The sequence below is a fragment of the Thermosyntropha tengcongensis genome (genome assembly GCF_055381335.1).
Map to the genome: position 1 here is coordinate 864028 of NZ_AP042437.1, position 24340 is coordinate 888367.

The following is a 24340-nucleotide window of genomic DNA, read 5'->3' on the forward strand; positions in this document are numbered from 1 at the left end:
CCTGATATGCTAAAATATTTTTGCAACTATTGATGAAAGGAAAATAGTCTATGAAGTGGCTTAAGTATTTGGCTGGATTAAGCTTAATACTTTTTTATATTTCAGGTTTTAATGACCAGGCCTGGGCTTTGGAAAAGATACTCCGGGTAGCAGGGGATAAACAATATCCCCCCTATGAATTTGTGGACAGCAACAATAACTACCGGGGGTTTAATGTGGATGTTATTACGGCAATTGCTCTGGAACAAGGTTTTACTGTGGAATTTTATCCTATGGAATGGTATGAGGCGCAGAAAGCTCTGTTAGAAGGCAGGGTTGATGTTATCCAGGGTATGACTTATTCAAAAGAGCGGGCAGAAAAATTTGATTTTGCCGATCCTATTTTAGTTAACAGACAGGCTATATTTGTTCCCCGCAGTGTCATGACTATAAGTTCGCTTTCTGATCTTGCTGGCCATAAAGTAGCGGTGCAGAAAGGAGATATCGCGGCTTATGCAGTAGGTAAGATCAAAGGAGTAGATGTATTAAGTTTTACTACCCAGGAAGAGGCAATACATGCTTTGATAAGGAGAGAAGCAGATGCCTTTGTGGGCAATGAGCTTACTGGATGGTATATTATGGAAAAATGGCGCTGCTTGCAGAATTTTAAAGAGGTGGGAGAACCTTTTTTTGAGACTGATTACTGTCCGGTAGTGAGAAAAGGGGATAAAGAAACTTTAAACATGCTCAATCAGGGGTTGAAACGCATAAAGGCAAAAGGAACCTATGACAGGATATATCGCAAATGGTTCGGCAAATCCTTTATAGATGCCGAGCGCAATTTCAGGATTACTTTGGCAGCAGGCATAATATCTTTTTTTCTTTTTTTGATGGGATTATATATAAATCAGAGTTTAAGAAAAAAAATTGAAGAGAGGACGGAAGAAATTAAGGCCTATGCGGACATGCAGGAAGCTATCCTGCGCAATACCCCGGCAGGCATCATCACTATAGATTATAACGGGGTAGTAACTACCGCTAATCCTTCCGCTTTACGCATACTAAAAAGGGATATAGTGGGGCAGGAATTTAAAAATACTGTTTTGTTTTCCTTTTTTAAACCTGAAGATATGAAAGGTGTTTTCAGCTTTCACAATAAGATCCAGAAAACTGTCAATTTTGCAGGCAAGGTTTTAAATATTTCTATCGACCCGGTAGTGGAAGAGAAAAATGATGTCAGCTGCCTTTTGGTCACTATTGACGATGTTACGGCAGAGCGGGAATTAGCCAGGAAAAATATGCAGGAAGCCCGCATAAAGACTTTATCCACTTTAGCAGCTGGAATTGCCCACGAGATAAGAAATCCTTTGACTTCCATAAAAACTTATGTTGATTTATTGCCCTCCAAGTTACATAATGAAAATTTTCGGGATAAGCTTGTAAAGGTTATTCCGCAGGAAATAAGCCGTATTGAACAGCTTATAAACGAGCTTATAGATTATGCTAAGCCTCGTAACCCCAAGCCTTGTCTGTGTAATGTGGAAGAAGTTTTAAGTCCAGTAGTTGAGCTTATAAAGGCAAGATGTGAAGAAAAAGGGATAATTTTTCAGGTTAAATTAAAAGGGCAGGTTTACTGCGATCCGGACCATTTGAAACAAATAGTTCTCAATCTGCTTTTAAACAGCTTTAATGCGACTTCTAAAGGAGGGAGGATTGCTTTAGTTTCTTTGGAGAATGATGGCTTTACCAGAATAATTGTGAAAGACACGGGTTACGGCATACCTGAAGAGTATCTGGAGCAGGTTTTTGATCCGTTTTTTTCGCTTAAAGGAGGGACTGGCTTAGGTTTGGCACTGGTTAAACAGATGGTTGATGAAAATGGCGGCCTGGTTAAGGTTACCAGTTATCAGGGCAAGGGAGTGAGGTTTGAGGTATGGCTGCCGACCAATCCGGATACAGGAGGTGAAAAAGATGCTACCTAAAATCCTGATTATAGATGATGAGGTAAATATATGTGAAGCCTTAAGTTTTGCTCTGGAAGAAAAATATGAAGTAAAAATAGCTCTAAACAGCAGGGAAGCTTTTAAAATACTTAGGAGCCAGGAGATTGATGCAATAATTTTGGATATGCGTTTGGGGGAAGAAGATGGGCTTGATATATTAAAGGCCATAAAACACGATTATCCTTTAATAGAGGTTATAATACTTACTGCTTACGGGTCTATAAAAAATTCGGTAGAAGCTGTAAAGATGGGAGCTTTTTACTATATAACCAAACCTGTGGATTTGAATGAAATGGAAATATATCTTGCCCGGGCAGTGCAAAAAACCAGGACTAACCGGGATATGCAGAAAAAGGATAATCAGGTCCTGGCCGCTGCTTCCCTTAATTTTGTAGGCCAAAGTCCTCCTATACGCAAGGTATTGGATTTGGTAAATAAAGTGAAAGATATCGATTCTACTGTACTGATAACCGGGGAAAGCGGTACCGGAAAGGAACTGGTGGCCAGAGCTATTCATACTTTAGGGGTGCGAAGGGACAAACCCTTTCAGGTAGTAAACTGTGCCGCTTTGCCTTCCAATCTAATAGAAAGCGAGCTTTTCGGCTATGAGAAAGGTGCTTTTACTGGAGCTACCAGCCGCTATGAAGGCAAGTTTCTTTTAGCCAATCATGGAACTTTGTTTTTAGATGAGATCGGAGAAATGGAATTAAGCCTGCAGGCTAAACTTTTACGCGTTCTGCAGGATAAAGTAGTTACTCCTTTAGGTTCCCGGGAACAGCATAAGGTAGATGTCAGAATAGTGGCAGCCACCAATAAAGATTTGAAAGAAGAAGTTAAGAAGGGTAATTTTCGGCAGGATTTATATTACAGGCTTAATGTTATAGAGATTAAGCTTCCTCCTTTAAGGGAAAGAAAAGAAGATATTCCTTTGCTGGTTAATTATTTTCTTAAACAGTTTGCTGAACGGTTAGGGCAGGAGGTAAAACATATAAGTCCGGCTGCCATGATTGTTTTAGAGCACTATAATTATCCAGGTAATGTAAGAGAACTGGAGAATATACTGGAAAGAGCATGTGCGGTAAGTGAAGGTAATGTAATTGAAATATCTGATCTTCCTGGATATATTTTTGAAGGAGTGGAAACCGGGGAAAAAGGTTTAGATGTCCGCGATGATGAAGTGATAACTATCAGATATGGAGAACCTTTAGATGAAGTAGAAAAAAAAGTTATCATGCTTAATCTGTCCAAATTAAACAAACCGCGCAAAGAAATTGCCAGGGTTCTGGGGATAAGTGAGAGGACTTTGCGCAATAAACTTAAGGCCTATTGTATAAATGATAATGATTTAATAGATTAGATAAAGAGGACATTTTTACAGGCAGGCGGCAGATTTTGCCGCCTCTTTTTATATAAAGCGGCATATTTTGCCGCTTATTTTTTCTTTTATTTTGAAAAAGCCGATATATCGGCTTTTTGTTTTTTGGCACGTATTTTGCTCTTTAAAAAGGGCGAAATAAAAATTAACTTAAGGAGGTTGTTGTATGAGAAGAAAAGGTTTAGTACTGCTCGTCTTGATGGCTATGCTTTTCAGCCTGGCCGCTGGATGTGGAGGAGGAAAGAGTGCGGAAAAAGGCGATATAGTTATCGCCAGTGCCAACCCGATGACGGGAGATTCTGCTCAATTTGGAGACATGAAGGTAAAAGCTATAAAGTTAGCTATTGAAGAAGTAAATGCAGCGGGTGGTATTGATGGACGCAAGGTAAAACTGCAGGTAGAAGATGATATCGGGAATCCCAAGGAAGCTCCCAATGTTGCTCAGAAGATAGCTTCCAATCCTGATGTAGTCGCAGTTATAGGGCACTGGAACAGTTCCTGTACCCTGGCGGCCAGAGAAATTTACGAAGCTGCTGGCATTCCTGTTATAACCGACTCGGTTAACAAACAGATTACAGATGGAAAAACTCCGCATGTATTTCGTATCTCTCTTACCGATACCCGCCAGGCTCATCAGCTGGCAGAATATGCTTATAACAAACTGGGAGTAAGGAAAGTAGCAGTTATTTATACTGCCAATGACTTTGGAATGGGCTTAAACAACGACTTTACCCAGAAGTTTAAAGAATTGGGCGGAACTATAACTGCTTCAGAAACTTATTTTGAAGGACAGACTAAAGACTTTAAAGCTCAGCTTACCAAGATAAAACAGACTAATCCTGAACTTCTCTTTATGGCTGGCTACTATACTGAATGTGCCTTGATTGCCAAACAGATGAAGGAAATCGGGCTTAATATTCCGATTCTGGGAACCGAAGGCATAAGCTCCGAACAGCTTATTAAATTAGGTGGAGATGCCGTAGAAGGCATAAGATTTACTGGCTTCTTCCATCCGGAGGTTGAATTCCCGGGAACCAAAGAATTTGTAACCAAGTTTAAGGAAAAATATGGTGTTGAACCTGATACTTATGCAGCTCTGGCTTATGATTCAGCCAAGATGATTCTGGAAGCTATCAAGACTAATGGAGCAACCCGTGAAGGCGTATATAAATATCTCAAAGAAGTAAAAGACTTCCCCGGTGTAGCAGGTCCTATAACCTTTGATGCCAGCGGAGAAAACAGTCGCTCCATAATCATACTCACTGTTAAAAACGGCAAGTTTGTACCTGATGAACTGCAGCCGTAATTTTTAAAAATGATAATGGGGGCGGAAAGGGAAAAGATTCCGCCCTCAACTAACTTAAGCAGTATTACCAGAAGGAGGGATAGCAGTGTTTGGGGAACAGTTTGTGAACGGATTGGCTTTAGGAAGTGTTTATGCTCTCACCGCCATAGGTTTTACTATGGTTTACGGTATTATAAGCCTTATCAACTTTGCCCATGGCGACATATTTATGCTGGGTGCCTTTTTTGCCTTAACCAGTATAACCCTGTTTGATGCTCCACTTATTGTGGCTTTTTTGATAGGTATGGCAGGGGCTTCGATAGTGGGGATGCTGCTTTCAAGACTTGCTTACAAACCGCTTTTTGATGCCCCACGTATCAATCTCTTCCTGGCTGCAGTGGGAGCTGCCATTTTATTCGAAAATTTTGCCATGCTGGTTTGGGGACCGCAGACTAATACATTTCCCCAGATGATAAAAATGGATATCTATTCTGTTATGGGGCTAAAATTTACTACCTTACAGGTGATTATTCTGGTATGTACGATTATTTTTATGATACTTCTGCATCTGCTGGTTAACAAGACAAAAGTTGGGATTGCTATGCGCTGTACAGCCCAGGACATGAATACAGCGAGGCTGATGGGAATTAATACTGACCGTATGGTTTACACTACTTTTGCCATAGGATCCAGCCTGGGTGCTGCAGCGGGGATACTGGTAGGTATGTATTATCAGGCAGTTTATCCGATGATGGGATTTATGACCGGCCTTAAAGCATTCGTAGCAGCAGTTTTGGGAGGCATAGGCTCTATTCCCGGGGCTATGCTGGGCGGACTGGTTTTAGGAATAGCAGAAAGTTTGGGGGCCGCCTACATTTCTTCTGGTTTCAGGGATGGAATTGCTTTTATTATCCTCATACTGATACTGCTTATTAAGCCTTCAGGAATACTGGGCAAGAGTATTCAGGAGAAGGTTTAAGGGGGTGTTGAGATTATGTTTTTTAAAGTTTTGCTTAATTTGGCCCTGGCAGCACTTGGATTATATATAGTAGTAAAGCTGCTTTCGGTAGTATTTGACGAGATCACTTACAGGGTTACTTTACTTAAAGGTAAAAACCGTTTTTATCTGCTTATAGCTTTGCTGGTATTTATGGTGGCTCTGCCGTGGCTGAGTGCCGGAAATCCTTATCTTTTACGCACCATCATTATAGTGGGCATCTACATCATACTGGCTTTAAGTCTAAACCTGATAATAGGTTTTGCCGGACAGCTGTCTATGGGACATGCTGCTTTTTATGCCATAGGTGCCTATACGACTGCTTTGCTGACGGTATCTTTAGGATTGAATTTCTGGATTGCCTTTATCATGAGTTTCATAGTAGCAGGGCTTTTCGGATTTCTTTTAGGGGTCCCCATTTTAAGGCTTAAAGGGGATTATCTGGCTATCGCCACCATAGGTTTTGGAGAAATTGTGCGTTTAGTTTTGATAAATGGGGGAGATATAACCCGCGGGCCGGCCGGAATACCCGGAATACCGTCTCCCAGTATTTTCGGATTTACTATCAATGATAATATAGGCTGGTATTACTTCATTTATATAATGGTAGTTTTAACTGTTATCTTTTCCTATAATCTCCTGTATTCCAGGTTGGGAAGAGGGCTTATTGCCATACGCGATGATGAAATAGCGGCGGAAGCTATGGGAGTAAAGCCTTCTTATCTTAAGATTTTAGTTTTCACCTTCGGGGCTGCTTTAGCCGGAATGGCAGGTTCTATGTTTGCCAGCTATATTCATTATGTAAACCCGGACAGTTTTACTTATCTGGAATCAGTGACCATACTTATGATGGTAGTTTTAGGCGGTATAGGAAGTATCCCTGGAGTTATAGTAGGGGCTGTTGTACTGGCGATACTGCCTGAAATGCTGCGTACGGTTGATTTGTACCGGTTTGCTATATATGGGCTTCTGCTCATTATCATGATGATTGCAAGGCCGGAAGGAATGATAAGTATGGCCAGTCTGAGAGGAGGGAAAAAACCATCATGGCAATTTTGGAAGCCAAGAAGGTTACTAAGGCCTTCGGAGGATTAAAAGCAGTTTCTAATGTTGACCTGGTAGTTGAAGAAGGGCAGATTGTAAGCTTGATCGGGCCTAACGGAGCCGGTAAGACTACTTTCTTTAACCTTATTACTGGCCTGTATGAAGCTACAGAAGGAAGCATCACCTTTATGGGTAAGCCTTTAAAAGGGTATAAACCTTATGAGATAACAAAGCTGGGAATTGCACGTACTTTTCAGAATATAAGGCTTTTTTCCTCTATGACAGTGCTGGATAATGTAAAGGTAGGCCAGTACTGCCGCACTAAAACTGGTTTGTGGGGAGCCATAGCCAAGCTGCCTGCTGCCCGCAGCGAAGAAAAAGAAGTGGAAAAGAAGTGCATGGAGAAGCTAGAGTTTCTGGGTATAGAAAAATATGCTAATGAGATTGCGGTAAATCTTCCTTACGGAGATCAGCGCAAAGTGGAAATTGCCAGAGCTTTGGCTACTGAGCCCAAACTTCTCCTGTTAGATGAACCGGCAGCAGGAATGAATTCTACGGAAAAAGAAAACATGGTAAAGCTCATAAAAGAAATAAGCAAAAATGGATATACAGTTTTCTTGATTGAGCATGATATGAAAATGGTTATGAAGATTTCGGACAAAGTGGCAGTTCTGGATCATGGAGAAAAGATAGCCGAAGGCCTTCCTGCAGAGATTCAAAAGAATGAACGGGTTATTGCCGCATATCTGGGCCAGCAGGGGAGGGAAGCTCATGCTTGAAGTTCATGGACTTAATGCTTACTATGGAGCCATTCATGCCCTTAAGGGAATAAGCTTCACGGTCAATGAAGGAGAAATAGTTACCCTTATCGGCAGTAACGGAGCTGGAAAAAGTACTACCCTGAATACTATTTCCGGCTTGGTTAAAAATCGTAAAGGCAGTATCAAGTTTCAGGGAGAGGAAATAATAAAATGCCGTACGGATGAAATAGTAAAAAAGGGTATTGTGCAGGTGCCGGAAGGAAGAAGGATTTTCTCCAAGCTTACGGTGGAAGAAAATTTGAAGATGGGAGCCTACCTTCGCAATGACAGTGACGGAATAAAAAGAGATATGGAAAAAGTGTTTGATATGTTTCCACGCCTGGCAGAACGTAAAAAACAGCTGGGAGGAACTTTATCCGGAGGCGAACAGCAGATGCTGGCTCTGGCCAGGGCTCTTTTAAGCAGGCCAAAGCTGCTTATGCTGGATGAGCCTTCTATGGGATTAGCCCCCATAATAGTAGAACAAATATTTGCTTTTATAAAAGAAATGAATGAAAAGGACGGGCTTACCATTCTTCTGGTAGAACAGAATGCCAACATGGCACTCAGCATAGCTCACAGGGGATATGTTTTGGAAACCGGAAATATTGTTTTGAGCGATACTGCTGAGAATCTGCGCCATAATGATGAAGTAAGAAAAGCTTATCTGGGAGAAGGTTAAAAATTAGGCCCTTTAAAACAGGGCCTAATTTTTTTGTTTTTTGGGAATTCCGGCTGAAAAGAGCTGAACCTCTACCTGTTTTCTTATATTGCTTAAGAATTCAGCATAGAGTTCTTTTTGTTCTTCTAGCTCTTCCGCAGTCAATCCTACAGTTTTCTTTTTGCGGGCCAGTTCGTTTATGCGGTTTATTTTTTCTTCCGTGATTCCTGCTGGTTTGTTATTATCTGACATATTTGCCTCCTTAAACGTGCTTTTTATATGCAAAAGTTTATTATAAAAAAAGAATTTTATCCACAAAAAAGCAGCAGTTTTAGGTTATAATGTTTTCTATAATTTGCGATGTCTGTTTTATATAAGGAGGAAAAATGGCAGTCTGGCAGATAAAAGGTTTTGACCGGTATAAGGCAGAAAAGCTTAAGGATAGATTGGGAATATCATGGCCAATGGCTGTTTTGCTTATCCAGAGGGGTTTGGATTCAGAAGAAAAGGTACAAAAGTTTTTGTTCGGGGGACGAAAAGATTTGGTTTCCCCTTATGTAATGAAGGGTATTGATGCGGCAGTAACCAGGATAAAAGAGGCACAGGTGCGAAAAGAGAAAGTTGTGGTATACGGGGATTATGATGTAGACGGTATATGCAGCACGGTAATAATGCTTAAGTGTTTGAAAAAGCTGGGTATAGAGGCAGATTATTATATCCCGGACCGGTTTACTGAAGGATACGGCATAAATGAAGAAGCCGTGATTAAACTGGCTGAGAAAGGGTATAATCTGCTCATAAGTGTTGACTGTGGAATAGCTTCGGTTAAAGAAGCCAGGCTGGCAGCTGAAATGGGCCTGGATGTGATAATAACTGACCATCATACTCCTTCTTCTGAGCTCCCTGAGGCCAGAGCGGTTATAAATCCCAAACTTGATGAAAAAGAGGATATTTTCCATCTGGCAGGGGCAGGAGTAGTGTTTAAGCTGGCAGAGGCTTTAATTGGGGATGAGGTTTACCAGTTTGTAGAGCTGGCTGCTCTGGCTACGGTTGCTGATATTATGCCTCTTATTGGTGATAATCGGATTATAGTGAAAGAAGGTTTAAAGAGGATTTATACTACTGAAAATAAAGGGCTTAAGGCACTTTTAGAAAAAACCGGGCTTATAGGAAGAGAAGAAATTGCTCCCTGGCATTTAGGCTTTATTATAGCCCCCCGGATTAATTCAGCCGGCCGGCTTTATAAGGCTGACCTGGCAGTAGAGCTTTTTTTGAGTGATGATGAGGAAAGATGCCGGGAAATTGCGGAGAGGCTTTGTCAGTTAAATAATGAACGAAAGAGCCTGGAAGACAGTATTTACCGGGAGGCTATTTTAAAGGTAGAAAATGAGGTCAATCTGGAAAAAGAAAAAATCATTGTGGTGGCAGGTGATAAGTGGCATCACGGGGTTCTGGGTATTGTAGCTTCCCGCATATGTGAAAAGTATAACCGGCCTGTGATTTTAATATCTTTTGAGGAAGGCAGGGGACGGGGTTCAGGGAGAAGCATAGGAGATATAAACCTTTACGAAGCCCTGGATTTCTGCAGTTCGGAACTGGTCCATTTTGGCGGGCACAAAATGGCAGCAGGTCTTACGATAGAAAAAGATAAGCTTTATGTTTTTAAAGAGAGATTATGTGCCTGGGCTGATGCCAATATTGCGGAAACTTCTCTTAAACCTGTTTTCCGGATAGACTATGAGCTTAAACCGGAAGAGATAAATGAAAAACTGCTGAATGAAATAAATATGTTAAAGCCTTACGGAGAAGGAAATGAGATTCCGTATTTCCTTTTGCGCAAAATGGAAGTAGTTTCTCCTTATCTGGTAGGAAAAGAACGGGAACATGTAAAGATGAGCCTTAATCCAGGCAGCCTTTCGGCAGTTGCTTTTAAAAAGCCTGATTTTTTGGATTTACCGCTGGATAAGTGTTATCATGATGTAGTTTTTAATCTGGATTATAATGAATTCAGGGGAGAAAGGAATATTCAGCTGGAGATTAAGGAGATGAAGCCGTCTTTTATACCCGATGATCCAGATTTGCTGCCGGAAAGGTTTAGAAGCCGGATAGCCTGGCTTAACAGAATCCTGGCTCAGTTGAAGGAAGAAAAGCCGGTTATTTTGCTTTACCCGACTTACAGGGTTTTAAAAAAACACGCCCTGCAAATCAGGTTGTTTTTCAGGCCGGAAGTTTTATGCGAAGTTCATGGCAAACTTGCTCCGGAAGAACGGAATAAAAGGATACAACAACTTTTAAAAGGGGAAAATAAGGTATTTTTGTTGACACAGGCTTTTTATGATTATATATGTAAGAAAAGGTTTATAAAAGATTGGCCTTATACTATAAGAGTAATGGGAGAAAAAGCGGAAGGAGCAGAATATCCTAAGCAGGACAAGCTTTGGGGACGAGTTTTTTCCAGTATAAGATGGAAAGATAGATGGCAGTACCAGGGGAAAAAAAAGGTATTAATGTATACTAATAAAAGGAGTACCCTTAAGTTTTGGCAGGAAGAAATTCCAGAGGTACTGGTAGAAGCGGGAGAAGAGGATATACGAAAACGCGATTATGTACGGCAGCTTTTTGATAGTTTGAAAGAAGGTGTACTGTTAACTGATGGGGGAAGCGGCAGATTTATTGAAGATCTGGATGAACTGGTTTTTGCTGATGTTCCTTTGAGCTTGTATGAGGCAGCGCTGGTTATGGACCAGATCGCTGCTGCAGGAGATATAAATCCCGTGTTTTTATTTGACGAAGAAAAATTAAAAGAACATGACATATTTTTAAACCGGCATTATCCTGATGTAGATATGGTAAAATTAGTATTAAACTATTTGTTCAAACAGCCAGCCAATCCGTTTTGTGTGGAACTGGAAAAGCTTGCGGAAGGGTTGAATGAACTGGTAGATGGGGATTTGAAAACACATGATATAGCTGCTGTCTTGCATATTCTTAATGATCTGGGCTTGTGTCAAATAAGAAAAAAAGGTAGTATTATGGAAATAAAGCTTTTTAAACCTTCAGGTTCTGCTGTCAATATTGCTGATTCTCCCTATTATCTGGAAGGTTTGGCGGAGAAAAGAGCTTTTAATGTGTGGAAAAACAGGGTGATTGAGTTTTGGCGTGGTGATAATGATGATAGGAACAGAAATGATAGGACCTGAAAAAATAATCGAAAAAGTTAAGTCATATGATCCGGATGCGGATATTGAACTGATTGAGAAGGCCTATAACTGTGCCTATGCAGCTCATGCCGGACAGAAAAGGATTTCCGGAGAGCCGTATATCATTCATCCCCTGGAGGTTGCTCTTATTCTGGCAGACCTGGAACTGGATGTGGAAACTATTGCGGCAGCTCTTCTGCATGATGTGATAGAGGATACCCATTTGACTTATTTAAATATTGTAGATGAATTCGGCGAGGAGATTGCCCTGCTGGTGGATGGGGTAACCAAGCTTAGCCGTATAGATTTTAAATCAAAAGAAGATGCGCAGGCGGAAAATCTGCGCAAGATGTTTATAGCGATGGCTAAAGATATCCGGGTTATTTTAATAAAGCTGGCTGACCGGCTTCATAACATGCGTACCTTGCACTATCACCAGAATGAAGAGAAGCAGAAAGAGATTGCCCGGGAAACTCTGGAAATTTTTGCTCCTCTGGCACACCGGCTGGGGATTTTCAAGATTAAATGGGAACTGGAAGATCTGGCTTTTTATTACCTGGATAAAGAAATGTACTATGAAATAGCCAAAAGGCTTAAGCAGAAGCGAAAGGAAAGAGAAGAATATGTACATGAACTTATCGCCCAGATAAAACAGAGATTGGATGAAATGGGAATTGAAGCTGATATTGCTGGAAGGCCCAAAAATATTTACAGCATATACAAAAAAATGGTAAAGCAGAATAAGGATATTGATGAAATATATGACAAAATAGCTATCCGCGTGATAGTCAATGATGTAAGGGACTGCTACGGGGCTTTAGGGATAATCCATACCATGTGGAAGCCGCTGCCGGGGAGATTTAAAGACTATATTGCAACTCCCAAGCCTAATATGTATCAATCACTCCATACTACACTTATCGGCAAAGGCGGCGAACCTTTTGAAGTGCAGATAAGGACCTGGGATATGCACAGGACAGCTGAATATGGAATAGCTGCCCACTGGAGGTATAAAGAGGGAGATAACCCTAAAGATAGGAAATTTGATGAAAAACTGTCCTGGTTAAGACAGCTTCTGGAATGGCAGCAGGATGTGAAAGATACCCGGGAATTTATGGAGTCTCTCAAGATAGACCTTTTTGACGATACGGTGTTTGTTTTTACTCCTAAAGGAGCTGTTATTGAGCTTCCTAAAGGAGCCTGCCCGGTAGATTTTGCCTACCGGGTGCATACAGAGGTAGGCCATCAGTGTATAGGGGCTAAAGTTAACGGCAGGATAGTTCCTCTTGATTATCCTTTGGGAAATGGAGATATAGTGGAGATTATCACTTCCAAACATTCTCCCGGACCCACTTATGACTGGCTTAATTTTGTGAAGACTTCAACAGCCAAAAGCCGCATAAAACAGTGGTTTAACCGGGAGAAAAAGCAGAGCAATATAATAAAAGGAAGGGATATTTTAGAGCGGGAGCTTAAGAAGAAGCATCTTGATCCTAAAGAGTTGATGAAGGAAGCCAAACTTACGGAAGTTGCCAGGAAATTTAATTTTAACAGTGCGGATGATTTGCTGGCTGCAGTAGGAGATGGGGCTATAACTCCCAATCAGGTTATAAATCGGCAGAAAGAGCTATTTTTCCCGGCTACCCAGGTAGAAGACATAATAGAACTTGCCGGTGTGCATCAGAAAACGGCAGCTAAGAGCAGGGAAGCAGCTGCTTTGCGCATAAAAGGGGTGGATGATGTAGCTATAAGGCTTGCCCGCTGCTGTAATCCGCTTCCTGGCGATAAAGTGCTTGGCTATATAACCAGGGGGCGCGGGGTTTCCGTACACCGGCAGGATTGTCCTAATCTGCAGAATTATTTAAAGAATGAGCCTGACCGTATAATTGAGGTAGAGTGGTCAGATGACAAGGGTATGTTTAATGTAGAGATTGAGGTTAAGGCTTATGATCGGGATCGCTTAACTACTGATGTAATGACTGTGATTGCTGATATGAAGATCCATATCAATTCTGTTTATTCACGGGTTACCAAAAATGATGAGGCTTTGATTAACCTTAAACTGGAAATAAAGGATATAAACCGCCTGTATGCAGCTATGCAAAGGATTAAAAAAGTTAAGGATGTTCTGGAAGTAAGAAGGGTTTTACCAGGAGAAGTAAGAGGTGATTAAGGTTTGCGAGCAGTAGTACAGAGAACTAATCACAGTATGGTTACAGTAGAAGGAGAAGTAAAAGGGGAAATTGCAAAGGGGTTAACTGTTCTTTTGGGCATTAAAAAAGGGGATACGGAAAAAGATGCGGAATATATGATGGATAAAATAGCTAATTTACGCATATTTGAAGATGAGGATGGCAAAATGAATCTTTCGCTGCTGGATATAAAAGGGGAGATTCTTTTAGTAAGCCAGTTTACCCTCTATGGTGATGCCAGAAAAGGGAGAAGGCCAAGCTTCAGCGAGGCTGAGCTTCCTGATAAAGCAGAAGAGCTGTTTTCTCGTTGTGTGCAAATTTTGCGTGATATGGGAATAAAAGTGGAAACCGGGGTTTTTGGCGCTCATATGCAGGTGCATATAGAGAATGATGGCCCCTGTACCATACTTTTGGATAGTGAACGAATATTTTAGAACAGGAGGAATAAACAGGTGATACTTAAAGGTTTGGAAATTAATACAGTAGGAGTTAACTGTTATATCGTAGGATGTGAAGAGACCAGAGAAGTGGCAGTTATCGATCCAGGCGGCAACCCGCGTTCTATTTTAAGTTTTCTGGAACAGGAAGGGCTTAAAGCAGTTTATATAATAAATACCCATGGCCATGTGGATCATATTGGCGGCAACCGGGGAGTTAAAGATGCTACAGGGGCAGAGATACTTATTCATGAGGCAGATGCCAAGATGCTTACCAATGCGGTAGCCAATTTCTCCTTTTTGTTTGGGGGCAAGGTAACCAGCCCTCCTGCGGATCGCCTCCTTAAGGAAGGGGATATAATAAAGATAGGTAATACAGTGGAACTGGAAGTAATCCACACTCCGGGACATAGTCCCGGCAGCATATGCCTCAAGACTGGAGATATTATTTTTGTGGGGGATACTCTTTTCCAGGGTTCTGTGGGCAGGACAGATTTTCCGGGAGGTTCTCACAAACAGCTTATCACCAATATAAAAGAAAAACTGCTGTGCTATGATGATGATGTGATATGTTATCCGGGACATGGGCCAGCCACCACTATTGGTTTTGAAAGGCAGTACAATCCTTTTTTATAAAAAACTCTTTACAAATAAAAGGTTATCTGGCATAATTTAATGTAATTATAACAGGTGAATAACTTGTTAAATACGATGAAGAAGTAAAGTAGGTTTGTGGAATTATCCAGAGAGGAGATGCCATAGGCTGGAAGCATCTCTATAAGGAAGCAAACTGAAGTTCACTTCGGAGTACCCGGCTGAAACGGATGCAAGTAGGTCGTGGCGGAGCTCTCGCCGTTAAAAGAGAGGGGATATCGGATAATACCTGTATCCTTGTTAAAGAGCGGGCCTAACGGCAAGATGGGTGGTACCGCGGGAAGTAAAGCTTCTCGTCCCAGAGGGATGAAAAGCTTTTTTTATTATCAGGGTTATTATCCCGTATCCTTATAATGAGCGGGCTTTTATGCCAAAGAGGGTGGTACCGCGGGAGAAAAACCTCTCGTCCCTTAAAAGGGATGGGAGGTTTTATTTTTAAATATAATTTGAATCTAATTAAAAGGGGGAGTATTTATGCAGAGCTTGTCAGCCAAATACGGAAAAGAGATGCTGGTTCTAAGAACTAATAAGAAAGATGATACGGTTATTGAAGTGAAAGGGTGTGTGATTGGCGGGAAACAGATAACGGTGGCAGCAGGTCCCTGTGCGGTAGAAAATGAAGAAATGCTGAAAGAGACTGCTTTCAAAGTAAGGGGATCAGGAGCGCTTATTCTGCGGGCAGGTGCCTATAAACCGCGGACTTCACCATACAGTTTCCAGGGTCTGGGGGAAAATGGGCTTAAGATTCTGGCTAAAATTGGAGAAGAAATGAATATGCCGGTGGTTACCGAGGTTATGGACAGTGAAGATATAGGTCTGGTAGCTGAATATGCAGATATTTTGCAGGTAGGGGCACGTAATATGCATAATTTTTCCCTTTTGCGCAAGCTGGGGAAGGTGAATAAGCCAGTAGTTTTAAAGCGGGGCCTGTCAGCTACTATTGAAGAATGGCTGCTGGCGGCTGAATATATCCTGGCTGGCGGCAACCATAAGGTTATTTTGTGTGAAAGAGGTATCAGAACTCCTGAACCATGGACCCGCAATACCCTGGATTTGTCTGCAGTAGCCCTGGTAAAAGAGATTTCTCATCTGCCGGTTCTGGTTGATCCCAGCCACGCTACCGGTAAAAGGAGTTTAGTGATCCCTATGGCGAAAGCAGCTATAGCAGCAGGGGCAGATGGGATTATGGTGGAAGTGCATCCAGAGCCGGAAAAAGCCCTGTCAGATGGGGAACAGTCTTTAACTCCCCGTGAATTCAGCCGTCTTATGCGGGAAGTAGAAGGGATAGCCAAAGCAGCAGGAAGGAGGTTGAGGTAATTTGACATATGCGGTTTTAGGACCTAAAGGGACTTTCAGCGAAGATGCCGCACTTATTTACTGGCCGGAAGCCAGGGAGATAAGGGTAGCTCCTACTATAAAGATGCTTTTTGCAGAACTTTTAAAGGGAGAAGTTGATGATATCCTGGTACCGGTGGATAATTCTTATGCAGGTTCTATCGATGCTACTATGCAGGCTTTGAATGATTATGAAGTAAGTATACATGGGGAGATTGTCCTGGCTATTGAACAGTGTCTCCTGGCCAGGAATAACTATAAGCTGGAAGAACTGGAGCTTCTGGTATCGCACCCGGCAGCTCTCATGCAGTGCAGTACATTTATAGAGGAAAACATGCCCGGCATAAGAACGGAAATAACGGGAAGTACAGCTGAGGCGGTGCAAATCGTGAGGGGAGAAAGCCGCAGGGCGGCTGCTATAGGAAGCAGCTACGCAGCCAGGATCTATGGGATGCGCATATTATGCAGAGGAATAGAAAATACCTATAATCAGACGCGTTTTATCCATGTGAGGCGAAAGGAAGAAGTCAAATATGAAGGAGAAAAAGGAAGCCTGATTTTTAGCCTTGATGATAAACCGGGTGCTTTATACCATGCTTTGGAGGTTTTTGCCAGGAGGGGGATAAATCTTTGCAAGATTGAGTCCAGAAGGAGCGGAAGGTTAAAGGACAGCTTCTCTTTCTACATAGAATTTGATAACCTTTCTAAAGAGGTAGAAGTACCTGAAGTTTTACAGGAACTGGCGGCATGCAGCCGGGAAATAAAATTTTTAGGAATGTACAGCAGGGATAGGAGGCATAAAAGTGCTTATTTACATGGAGTTGATGCCAGCAAGTTTATATGACTATATGCATGAACTTGTACGCATGGGCTATCCGGATGCTGATATTATCCGGGAATTCGACGAGAAAGCAGAAACGGTAATAAGGGTACGGATGGAGGAAGAAAAGGAAGGGATATTTTTTACAGGAAAAGTAGAAGAAAAGGGAAAAGATACTGTTTTCAGCCATTTTTACCAGTTAAAAGGCAAAGATGTTCGTAATGAAATGCATAAAGTGGCGCGTATTTTTATTTTTAAGCTTTTGTTTAAACATCTCAACCAAAAGGTCAATGCTTATGGAATACTTACCGGGGTAAGACCAGTAAAGCTGGTACACAGGCTTTTGGACCTTAATTATGACCGGGAAAAAATTAAGGCTATACTGGAGAGTGAATATTTGCTTGATAGTGACAAGGCTGAACTCCTGGTCCAGGTAGCCTGTAATAATCGGCCTTATCTCCTTACCAGAGAAGAAGCCTATCATCTGGTAAGTTTATATATCGGCATACCTTTTTGTCCCAGCCGCTGTTATTATTGTTCTTTTCCCGGGGCAGTACTCAAGGATTACGAGAGTGAAATCCCCCCGTTTATGCAGGCCTTAAGGCACGAGGTGGAAGAAATAGGAGAATTTTTAAAATCGAAAAATATTAAGGTGCAGACAGTGTATATAGGTGGAGGCACCCCTACAGTACTTTCTGAAAAGGATTTAGGGGCTTTATTTGGGCTGTTGTTTACAAGTTTTGTATTAAGGCCTGATGCAGAAATTACTGTAGAGGCGGGCAGGCCTGATACCCTTACCAGGTCTAAGCTGAAGCTTCTAAAAGAGGCAGGGGTAAACCGGGTCTGTATTAATCCTCAGTCTATGTGTGATTTAACCTTGAAGGAGATAGGAAGAAACCATGATGTGAAAGGGGTGATAGAAGCTTATAAATGGGTAAGGGAAACGGGAATTGAAAATATAAATATGGATGTAATTGTAGGTTTGCCGGGTGAAGATTTAAAACAAAATATGCACACAGCAAGGGAGATTTTATATTTAGGGCCAGAAAATGTGACGGTCCACACTTTAGCCGTGAAGAAAGGGGCTAAAATGGCAGAAGGGGGGAAAAAAGGCACTGACCAGGAAAGAATACAGGAAGTAAGCCGGGGAGTGGCTTATTTTTTGGAGACTCTCACGAATGCAGGATATGTTCCCTATTATCTGTACCGGCAGAAATATATGCAGGCCAGCATGGAAAACACCGGGTTTTCAAAGCCGGGTAAGTTCTGTCTATACAATATCCAGATGATAGAGGAAAGGCAGACTATTATAGGTTTAGGAGGAGGAGCAGCCAGCAAATTCGTAAATCCTGATGATCTGACCTTGAGTTCTCTTTATAACCCTAAAAATCCCAAGGCCTACTGCGATTCAGTTTTTACCTTGATAGATCGCAAAGTTGACAAGCTAAAATGCTTAAATTAGAATTATCAAGGAATAACTTAATCTGGAGGATAAAGAATGCAGATAAAAGTTCCCCGGGGGACTTATGATATTTTACCCCCTAAATCTTCAAAATGGCATTATTTAGAGAAAATATTGCGAGAAACTGCAGAAGTTTTCGGTTATCGGGAAATCAGGACCCCTATTTTTGAACATACGGAGCTTTTTGAAAGAGGAGTGGGCGAAAGTACAGATATCGTAAGTAAAGAGATGTATACTTTTGCTGACAAATCAGAACGCAGCCTAACTTTAAGGCCAGAAGGAACAGCCTCCTGTGCACGGGCATTAATTGAACACAGTGCTTACAGCGGGCTTCTACCGGTTAAATGGTATTATATGGGTCCGATGTTTCGCTATGATCGTCCGGAAACCGGGAGGTACAGGCAGTTCCACCAGTTTGGGGTAGAAGCTTTTGGAAGCAACAGCCCTTATATAGATGCAGAAGTAATTATTTTGCTGGTAGAAATTTTGCGTAAACTTGGCCTTAAAGAATATGAGCTGCATCTAAATTCCGTAGGATGCCCGTTATGCCGAAAAGAATACAGGGAAAAGCTTATTTCCCACATTAAGCCTGTTAAAGATCTTTTATGTCCTGACTGCCTGGGCCGTTATGAAAAGAATCCCCTGCGGGTTTTAGACTGCAAAAACGAAGCATGTCATGAGGCTATAAAAGGCTATCCTACTCTTTATGACAGTTTGTGTGATGAATGCCGGGAGCATTATGCAGATGTGCGGAAGGCATTAAGTGATAACAATATATCATATATACATGATGACAATCTGGTAAGGGGCCTGGATTATTATACCAATACTGCCTTCGAGGTACATATACCGGGCATCGGAGCACAGAGCGCAGTTGGTGGAGGCGGCAGATATAACGGTTTGGTGAAAGCATGTGGAGGTCCTGATATTGTCGGAGTAGGGTTTGCTTTAGGAATGGAAAGGCTTCTTATGGCCCTGGAAGATAATGAAGAGGAAAAGACGGGCATAGTTGATGTTTTTGTCGCGGTTATGGACAGGCAGTATGAAGATATAGGGGTTAAAATACTTACAGATCTGCGCAGAGCAGATGTAAAGGCAGATAAAGATTATACCGGAAAAAGTCCCAAGGCGCAGATGAAACATGCTGACAAAATGGGAGCCAAAATGGTAATTTTGCTGGGAGAAGATGAAGTTAAAAACAGTTTTGTAACAGTGAGGGATATGAACACCAAGGAGCAGTTCAGAGTAGGCCATGGGGAGCTGGTAGATTTTATAAAAAAACATATAAAAGCTTAGTTAGGAGGAAAAGGGTTAATGAAGAGAACTCATAGTGCTACTGAACTTGATATTGAGCATATAGGTCAGGAAGTTGTGTTAAATGGCTGGGTTGACACCAGAAGGGATCACGGAGGACTTATTTTTATAGATTTACGGGACCGCTCCGGCATAATTCAGATTGTTTTCAGCCCCGAAGTCAATGAGGAAGCTTTTCATCTGGCAGAGAAAGTAAGGAATGAATATGTGATTGCGGTAAGGGGCAAGGTGTGCAGAAGGCCGGAAGCTACTGAAAATCCCAACTTAAAAACAGGAAAGATCGAAATCTATGTAGAGAAAATGGAAGTTTTAAGCCCCGCTAAAACACCGCCGTTTTATATTGAAAATGGTATAGATGTAGATGAAAATTTAAGGCTTAAATACCGCTATCTGGATTTAAGAAGGCCCGAAATGCGCGATAATTTAATATTAAGGCATAGAGTAATCAAGACTATCCGTGATTATCTGGATAGCAAGGGTTTTATCGAAATAGAAACCCCCATACTTACGAAAAGTACTCCGGAAGGGGCCAGGGATTATCTGGTGCCGAGCCGGGTACACCCGGGAGAATTTTTTGCTCTGCCCCAGTCGCCGCAGATTTTCAAACAGCTTTTGATGGTGGCTGGCATGGAGAAGTACTTCCAGATAGCAAGATGTTTCCGGGATGAGGATTTAAGAGCCGACCGTCAGCCTGAATTTACCCAGCTGGATATGGAGATGTCTTTTATAGATGAAGAAGATGTTTTTAATATCGTAGAAGAAATGATGGTAAGGATTTTCGAGGATGGTATAGGGAGAAAGCTGGCTACTCCTTTTAAAAGGATAAGCTATGATGAAGCTATGAAGAAGTATGGGTCTGACCGTCCTGATCTTCGCTGCTCCTGGGAAATTGTAGATATAACAGAACTGGTTAAAAATGTCGAGTTTAAGGTGTTTTCTTCTGCTATTGAAGCTGGAGGGGTAGTAAGGGCTTTAAATGCCAGGACATGCGGAAGTTTTTCCCGCAAGGAGATTGATGATTTAACCAGGATAGCCCTTGAAAATGGAGCTAAAGGTTTAGCCTGGATAGTCGTAACCGAAAATGAGTTAAAATCACCGATAACCAAGTTTTTCACTGAAGAGCAGATGGCAAATATTTTAAAAGCCCTGGATGCCAGACCGGGAGATTTGCTGCTCTTTAGTGCTGATACGCATGAAGTTGTATGCCGGGTATTGGGAACTTTGCGTCTGGAACTGGCCAACAGGCTTAATCTTATAGATGAGGATGAACTTAACTTTGTTTGGGTAATAGACTTCCCGCTTCTTGAATATGATGAAGAAGAAAAAAGGTATGTAGCTGTACATCATCCTTTTACTTCACCCCGGCTTGAAGATCTGGATATTTTGGAACAAAGCCCGGAAAAAGTAAAAGCACGGGCTTATGATTTGATACTTAACGGAACAGAAATTGGCGGAGGGAGCATAAGAATTCACCGGCGCGATGTACAGGAAAGGATGTTTGCCCTTTTAGGTTTGGAGCAGGAGGAAGTAAGGGAAAAGTTCGGTTTTATGCTGGATGCTTTTGAATATGGAACTCCTCCGCATGGAGGAATAGCTTTTGGCATTGACCGCTTGGTGATGATTATGGCTAAGAGGAATAGTATAAGAGATGTTATAGCTTTTCCTAAGACGCAGAGTGCTTCTTGTCCATTAACTAATGCTCCTTCTCCGGTTACGCCGAAGCAGTTAAGAGAATTGCACATAAAAATACGAGAAAATTAGAAATTTTCTGATAAAATACCTTATAATTACAGAAGGGGTTTATTGAAGAAAGTCGCATTATGTGATATTATGTAGCTAACAAAAGTACATTAGACAGCATCCCTGCTGTGTGCGTGAAAAGTCGTAAGTTTTTGCCAACACAATGACAAAGGGAGCCTGGACTCTGTATATGGCATGGAAGCCTCCCGCGCGGGGGAACCATAAAGTATACAGGAGGGCACCCACCTGGTATCTGGGGTTTAAACTACGACTTATCACGGCTCGGTGGGGTTTTTTATTTTATTTGATGTGAGGTATAAAAAGGTATGCAAGGGTATTTTGCGCGTACTGAACTCTTGATTGGTAAGGAAAATATGGAAAAGATAAAAAATGCCTCGGTAGCTGTAATTGGACTGGGAGGCGTAGGATCTTATGCGGCGGAAGCAGTAGCGAGGGCAGGAGTAGGCAATATAACCCTGGTAGACTATGACATAGTGGTGGAGAGTAATATAAACCGGCAGCTTCCTGCTTTAACATCTACTTTGGGAAAACTTAAAGTGGAAGTAATGGGCAATAGAATAAAAGACATAAATCCAGAAGTCAATTTGCGGATTATGCCTGTACCATATAATGCAGATACGAGCAGTGATATATTAAAAAAGCCTGTAGATTATGTTATTGATGCTATTGATTCTCTGCGGGATAAGATTCATCTTATCAAAACCTGTTTGATGCTGAACATACCGATTATAAGTTCCATGGGGACTGCCAACAGGTTAGATCCACAGTTTTTAAAAATTGCCGATATAAGCAAAACCTGTATTTGTCCCATGGCCAGAAGGGTAAGAAGAGAACTCAGAAAGGAAGGGATTTTTAAGGGATTACCTGTGGTATATTCCGAGGAAGAACCGGTCAAGAATGGTTATAACGGTGAAACCAGGTTAGGCAGCATAAGTTATGTCCCTTCCGTAGCCGGTCTTTTTTTAGCCAGTTATGTAATAAACAGTCTGGTTAAAAAATAAAAAAGGGGGGATGTGCAGACAGTGGCCATAGAAGATGATTTTTTTTACCAGATATATAGAGTGTTATTTGCCCATTTTGGCCCTAGGGGATGGTGGCCAGGGGAAACTAAATGGGAGATAATGGTAGGAGCTGTTTTGACCCAGGCAGTAGCCTGGAAGAATGTTGAAAAGGCGATTTTAAATTTAAAAAAGGCAGGAATTTTGGAATTAGAGGAAATGTACCGAACCGAGGAAGAAAAGATAGCCCAGCTTATAAAGCCTGCCCTGTATCACAGGCAAAAGGCCAAAAAGCTTAAAGTTCTAGCCTGTTATGTAAAGGAAAGGTATAGGGGAAACTTAGATATGATGTTTAAGGAGGAGGTAAACAAACTAAGGAAAGAACTGCTTTCTTTATGGGGGATAGGGAAGGAAACGGCTGACTCCATCCTGCTTTATGCAGGCGAAAAGCCGGTATTTGTCGTAGATGCTTACACTATACGAATATTTTCACGTCTGGGAGTAGTGGATGAAGCGATAGGTTACGACAGGATGCAAGATTTAATGCATGGATTTTTAACGCCTGATGTGGGGCTTTATAATGAGTATCATGCCTTATTGGTAGCTTTGGGAGCGAATTATTGCAAAAAAAATAATCCGATTTGCAATCTTTGCCCTGTAAATAATTTTTGCAATTATTTAAAAATCCAGAAGGAAAATAAATAAGGAGGTCGAATATTTTGATTTACTGGGATCAGGAAAAGGAATGCATGCCTGTAGAACAGCTGAGGGATTTGCAGTTAAGAAGGCTTAAAGAAACAGTTTACCGGGTTTATGCTTTTGTGCCGGCTTATCAGAGAAAGATGGATGAAGCAGGCATTAAGCCTGATGATATAAAAACCCTGGATGATTTAAAAAAGCTTCCTTTTACAACTAAACAGGATTTAAGGGATAATTATCCTTTTGGCTTATTTGCTGTTCCCATGAGCGAAGTGGTAAGAATACATTCGTCGTCAGGTACTACTGGAAAACCGACGGTGGTAGGCTATACCAAAAAAGATATAGATATCTGGGCAGAGCTTATGGCCAGGGCTCTGGTAAGTGCAGGAGCTACCAGGCATTCTGTTATACAGAATGCATATGGATATGGGCTTTTTACAGGCGGACTGGGAGTACACTATGGGGCAGAAAGAATAGGAGCTTCGGTTATTCCCAGTTCAGGAGGGAATACCAAGAGGCAGATCATGCTTATGCAGGATTTCGGAACTACTATTTTAACCTGTACTCCTTCGTATGCTCTGTTTATGTACGAAGTCATGCAGGAAATGGGAGTAGATCCCGCTGATTTAAAACTGAAGGCCGGGATATTTGGAGCTGAACCATGGTCGGAGAATATGAGGCGGGAGATTGAAAACAATCTTAAAATAGATGCTTATGACATATATGGGCTAAGTGAGATAATAGGCCCTGGAGTAGCCATAGAGTGTGCTTACAAAAATGGTTTACATATTGCTGAAGACCATTTTATTGCTGAAATTATTGATCCGGAAACGGGAGAAGTTTTGGAGGAAGGTGAACAGGGAGAACTGGTTATAACAGCCATTACCAAGGAAGCCTTACCTATTATACGTTACAGGACGCGCGATTTGACCACCCTCGACCGCAGTCCCTGTCCCTGTGGACGGACCCATGTGCGCATGAAAAAGGTTCTGGGCCGTTCCGATGACATGGTTATAATAAGGGGAGTAAATGTCTTTCCGTCTATGGTGGAAAGTGTGCTTCTAAATATTCCAGGGGTAGAGCCGCATTATCTGCTGGTGGTTGACAGAAAAGGCAACCTGGATGAACTGGAAGTACAGGTAGAAGTTTCCGAAAAGGTTTTCAGTGATGAAGTGAGAAAATTGGAAGAACTGGGTGCCCACATAAAAAGGGAACTGGAAAGTGCTCTGGGTATAGGTGTAAAAGTAAGGTTGGTGGAACCCAAGTCTATAGAGCGCAGTGAAGGGAAAGCTAAAAGGGTTATCGACAAACGCAAATTTTAAAG

20 protein-coding genes, 1 other RNA gene and 1 other annotated feature are annotated in these 24340 nt (G+C 41.7%); of the genes, 20 read left to right on the forward strand and 1 reads right to left on the reverse strand.

From position 1 onward, the window contains the following. The first annotated feature begins 50 nt into the window (after nt 1-50). The 7 genes from ACZ42E_RS04120 to ACZ42E_RS04150 all read left to right on the forward strand — a co-directional run bounded on the left by ACZ42E_RS04120 (nt 51) and on the right by ACZ42E_RS04150 (nt 8165). On the forward strand, nt 51-1961 hold the full coding sequence (locus ACZ42E_RS04120) for a transporter substrate-binding domain-containing protein (RefSeq protein WP_464893184.1): 1911 nt from the start codon (nt 51-53) through the stop codon (nt 1959-1961). Further along, the gene (locus tag ACZ42E_RS04125; protein ID WP_464893185.1) at nt 1951-3339 is read left to right on the forward strand and encodes a sigma-54-dependent transcriptional regulator; all 1389 of its coding nucleotides are present in this window, start codon (nt 1951-1953) and stop codon (nt 3337-3339) included. Before ACZ42E_RS04120 ends, ACZ42E_RS04125 begins: the two co-directional genes overlap by 11 nt. A 184-nt stretch (nt 3340-3523) precedes the next feature. After that, nucleotides 3524-4663, forward strand: coding sequence for an ABC transporter substrate-binding protein (locus ACZ42E_RS04130; protein ID WP_464893186.1), 1140 nt, complete (start codon nt 3524-3526; stop codon nt 4661-4663). 85 nt (nt 4664-4748) lie between these two features. Continuing rightward, nucleotides 4749-5621, forward strand: coding sequence for a branched-chain amino acid ABC transporter permease (locus tag ACZ42E_RS04135; protein ID WP_464893187.1), 873 nt, complete (start codon nt 4749-4751; stop codon nt 5619-5621). Nucleotides 5622-5636: 15 nt separating this feature from the next. After that, nucleotides 5637-6734, forward strand: a complete 1098-nt coding sequence (locus tag ACZ42E_RS04140) for a branched-chain amino acid ABC transporter permease (RefSeq protein WP_464893188.1) — start codon at nt 5637-5639, stop codon at nt 6732-6734. Continuing rightward, nucleotides 6686-7462, forward strand: coding sequence for an ABC transporter ATP-binding protein (locus tag ACZ42E_RS04145; protein WP_464893189.1), 777 nt, complete (start codon nt 6686-6688; stop codon nt 7460-7462). Before ACZ42E_RS04140 ends, ACZ42E_RS04145 begins: the two co-directional genes overlap by 49 nt. Further along, on the forward strand, nt 7455-8165 hold the full coding sequence (locus ACZ42E_RS04150) for an ABC transporter ATP-binding protein (RefSeq protein WP_464893190.1): 711 nt from the start codon (nt 7455-7457) through the stop codon (nt 8163-8165). The genes ACZ42E_RS04145 and ACZ42E_RS04150 overlap by 8 nt, the downstream gene beginning before the upstream one ends. Before the next feature lie 24 nt (nt 8166-8189). On the opposite strand, the gene ACZ42E_RS04155 is transcribed toward ACZ42E_RS04150, so the two are convergent. Further along, entirely contained in the window at nt 8190-8396 is a 207-nt protein-coding gene (locus tag ACZ42E_RS04155) for a DUF896 domain-containing protein (protein ID WP_464893191.1), read from the reverse strand. Between the two features lie 134 nt (nt 8397-8530). Between ACZ42E_RS04155 and recJ the strand changes: the two genes are divergently transcribed. The 13 genes from recJ (at nt 8531) to ACZ42E_RS04220 (ending at nt 24338) form a co-directional block, all read left to right on the forward strand. After that, a complete protein-coding gene (gene recJ / locus ACZ42E_RS04160) occupies nt 8531-11344 on the forward strand; it encodes a single-stranded-DNA-specific exonuclease RecJ (RefSeq protein WP_464893192.1) in 2814 nt (937 codons plus the stop codon). Continuing rightward, nucleotides 11331-13517, forward strand: a complete 2187-nt coding sequence (locus ACZ42E_RS04165) for a RelA/SpoT family protein (RefSeq protein WP_464893473.1) — start codon at nt 11331-11333, stop codon at nt 13515-13517. Before recJ ends, ACZ42E_RS04165 begins: the two co-directional genes overlap by 14 nt. A 3-nt stretch (nt 13518-13520) precedes the next feature. Then, on the forward strand, nt 13521-13970 hold the full coding sequence (gene dtd, locus ACZ42E_RS04170; protein WP_464893193.1) for a D-aminoacyl-tRNA deacylase: 450 nt from the start codon (nt 13521-13523) through the stop codon (nt 13968-13970). An 18-nt stretch (nt 13971-13988) separates the two neighbouring features. Further along, nucleotides 13989-14609 (forward strand): MBL fold metallo-hydrolase, encoded by a 621-nt coding sequence (locus ACZ42E_RS04175; RefSeq protein WP_464893194.1) that lies wholly within the window; start codon nt 13989-13991, stop codon nt 14607-14609. Between the two features lie 66 nt (nt 14610-14675). Then, nucleotides 14676-15041 (forward strand) — a binding site (T-box leader). Nucleotides 15042-15101: 60 nt separating this feature from the next. Then, the gene (aroF, locus tag ACZ42E_RS04180; RefSeq protein ID WP_464893195.1) at nt 15102-15944 is read left to right on the forward strand and encodes a 3-deoxy-7-phosphoheptulonate synthase; all 843 of its coding nucleotides are present in this window, start codon (nt 15102-15104) and stop codon (nt 15942-15944) included. Between the two features lies 1 nt (nt 15945). Next, nucleotides 15946-16806, forward strand: a complete 861-nt coding sequence (pheA, locus tag ACZ42E_RS04185; RefSeq protein WP_464893196.1) for a prephenate dehydratase — start codon at nt 15946-15948, stop codon at nt 16804-16806. Next, entirely contained in the window at nt 16787-18244 is a 1458-nt protein-coding gene (gene hemZ, locus ACZ42E_RS04190; RefSeq protein ID WP_464893197.1) for a coproporphyrinogen dehydrogenase HemZ, read from the forward strand. Before pheA ends, hemZ begins: the two co-directional genes overlap by 20 nt. Nucleotides 18245-18280: 36 nt before the next feature. Then, the gene (hisS, locus tag ACZ42E_RS04195) at nt 18281-19540 is read left to right on the forward strand and encodes a histidine--tRNA ligase (protein WP_464893198.1); all 1260 of its coding nucleotides are present in this window, start codon (nt 18281-18283) and stop codon (nt 19538-19540) included. A gap of 18 nt (nt 19541-19558) precedes the next feature. Further along, nucleotides 19559-21319 (forward strand): aspartate--tRNA ligase, encoded by a 1761-nt coding sequence (gene aspS / locus ACZ42E_RS04200; protein ID WP_464893199.1) that lies wholly within the window; start codon nt 19559-19561, stop codon nt 21317-21319. A gap of 96 nt (nt 21320-21415) precedes the next feature. Beyond that, nucleotides 21416-21594: non-coding RNA, 6S RNA (gene ssrS, locus ACZ42E_RS04205), on the forward strand. A 30-nt stretch (nt 21595-21624) separates the two neighbouring features. Further along, a complete protein-coding gene (locus tag ACZ42E_RS04210) occupies nt 21625-22320 on the forward strand; it encodes a tRNA threonylcarbamoyladenosine dehydratase (protein WP_464893200.1) in 696 nt (231 codons plus the stop codon). A gap of 12 nt (nt 22321-22332) precedes the next feature. Continuing rightward, nucleotides 22333-23022 (forward strand): endonuclease III domain-containing protein, encoded by a 690-nt coding sequence (locus tag ACZ42E_RS04215; RefSeq protein ID WP_464893201.1) that lies wholly within the window; start codon nt 22333-22335, stop codon nt 23020-23022. A 17-nt stretch (nt 23023-23039) separates the two neighbouring features. Beyond that, entirely contained in the window at nt 23040-24338 is a 1299-nt protein-coding gene (locus tag ACZ42E_RS04220) for a phenylacetate--CoA ligase family protein (protein ID WP_464893474.1), read from the forward strand. Nucleotides 24339-24340 lie beyond the last annotated feature (2 nt).

Bases quoted from the DNA above. Each gene is read 5' to 3' on its own strand.
- ACZ42E_RS04120 (WP_464893184.1), top strand. From the start codon at position 51: ATGAAGTGGCTTAAGTATTTGGCTGGATTAAGCTTAATACTTTTTTAT.
- ACZ42E_RS04125 (WP_464893185.1), top strand. From the start codon at position 1,951: ATGCTACCTAAAATCCTGATTATAGATGATGAGGTAAATATATGTGAA.
- ACZ42E_RS04130 (WP_464893186.1), top strand. From the start codon at position 3,524: ATGAGAAGAAAAGGTTTAGTACTGCTCGTCTTGATGGCTATGCTTTTC.
- ACZ42E_RS04140 (WP_464893188.1), top strand. From the start codon at position 5,637: ATGTTTTTTAAAGTTTTGCTTAATTTGGCCCTGGCAGCACTTGGATTA.
- ACZ42E_RS04145 (WP_464893189.1), top strand. From the start codon at position 6,686: ATGGCAATTTTGGAAGCCAAGAAGGTTACTAAGGCCTTCGGAGGATTA.
- ACZ42E_RS04150 (WP_464893190.1), top strand. From the start codon at position 7,455: ATGCTTGAAGTTCATGGACTTAATGCTTACTATGGAGCCATTCATGCC.
- ACZ42E_RS04155 (WP_464893191.1), bottom strand. From the start codon at position 8,396: ATGTCAGATAATAACAAACCAGCAGGAATCACGGAAGAAAAAATAAAC.
- recJ (WP_464893192.1), top strand. From the start codon at position 8,531: ATGGCAGTCTGGCAGATAAAAGGTTTTGACCGGTATAAGGCAGAAAAG.
- ACZ42E_RS04165 (WP_464893473.1), top strand. From the start codon at position 11,331: ATGATAGGACCTGAAAAAATAATCGAAAAAGTTAAGTCATATGATCCG.
- aroF (WP_464893195.1), top strand. From the start codon at position 15,102: ATGCAGAGCTTGTCAGCCAAATACGGAAAAGAGATGCTGGTTCTAAGA.
- hemZ (WP_464893197.1), top strand. From the start codon at position 16,787: ATGCCAGCAAGTTTATATGACTATATGCATGAACTTGTACGCATGGGC.
- hisS (WP_464893198.1), top strand. From the start codon at position 18,281: ATGCAGATAAAAGTTCCCCGGGGGACTTATGATATTTTACCCCCTAAA.
- aspS (WP_464893199.1), top strand. From the start codon at position 19,559: ATGAAGAGAACTCATAGTGCTACTGAACTTGATATTGAGCATATAGGT.
- ACZ42E_RS04210 (WP_464893200.1), top strand. From the start codon at position 21,625: ATGCAAGGGTATTTTGCGCGTACTGAACTCTTGATTGGTAAGGAAAAT.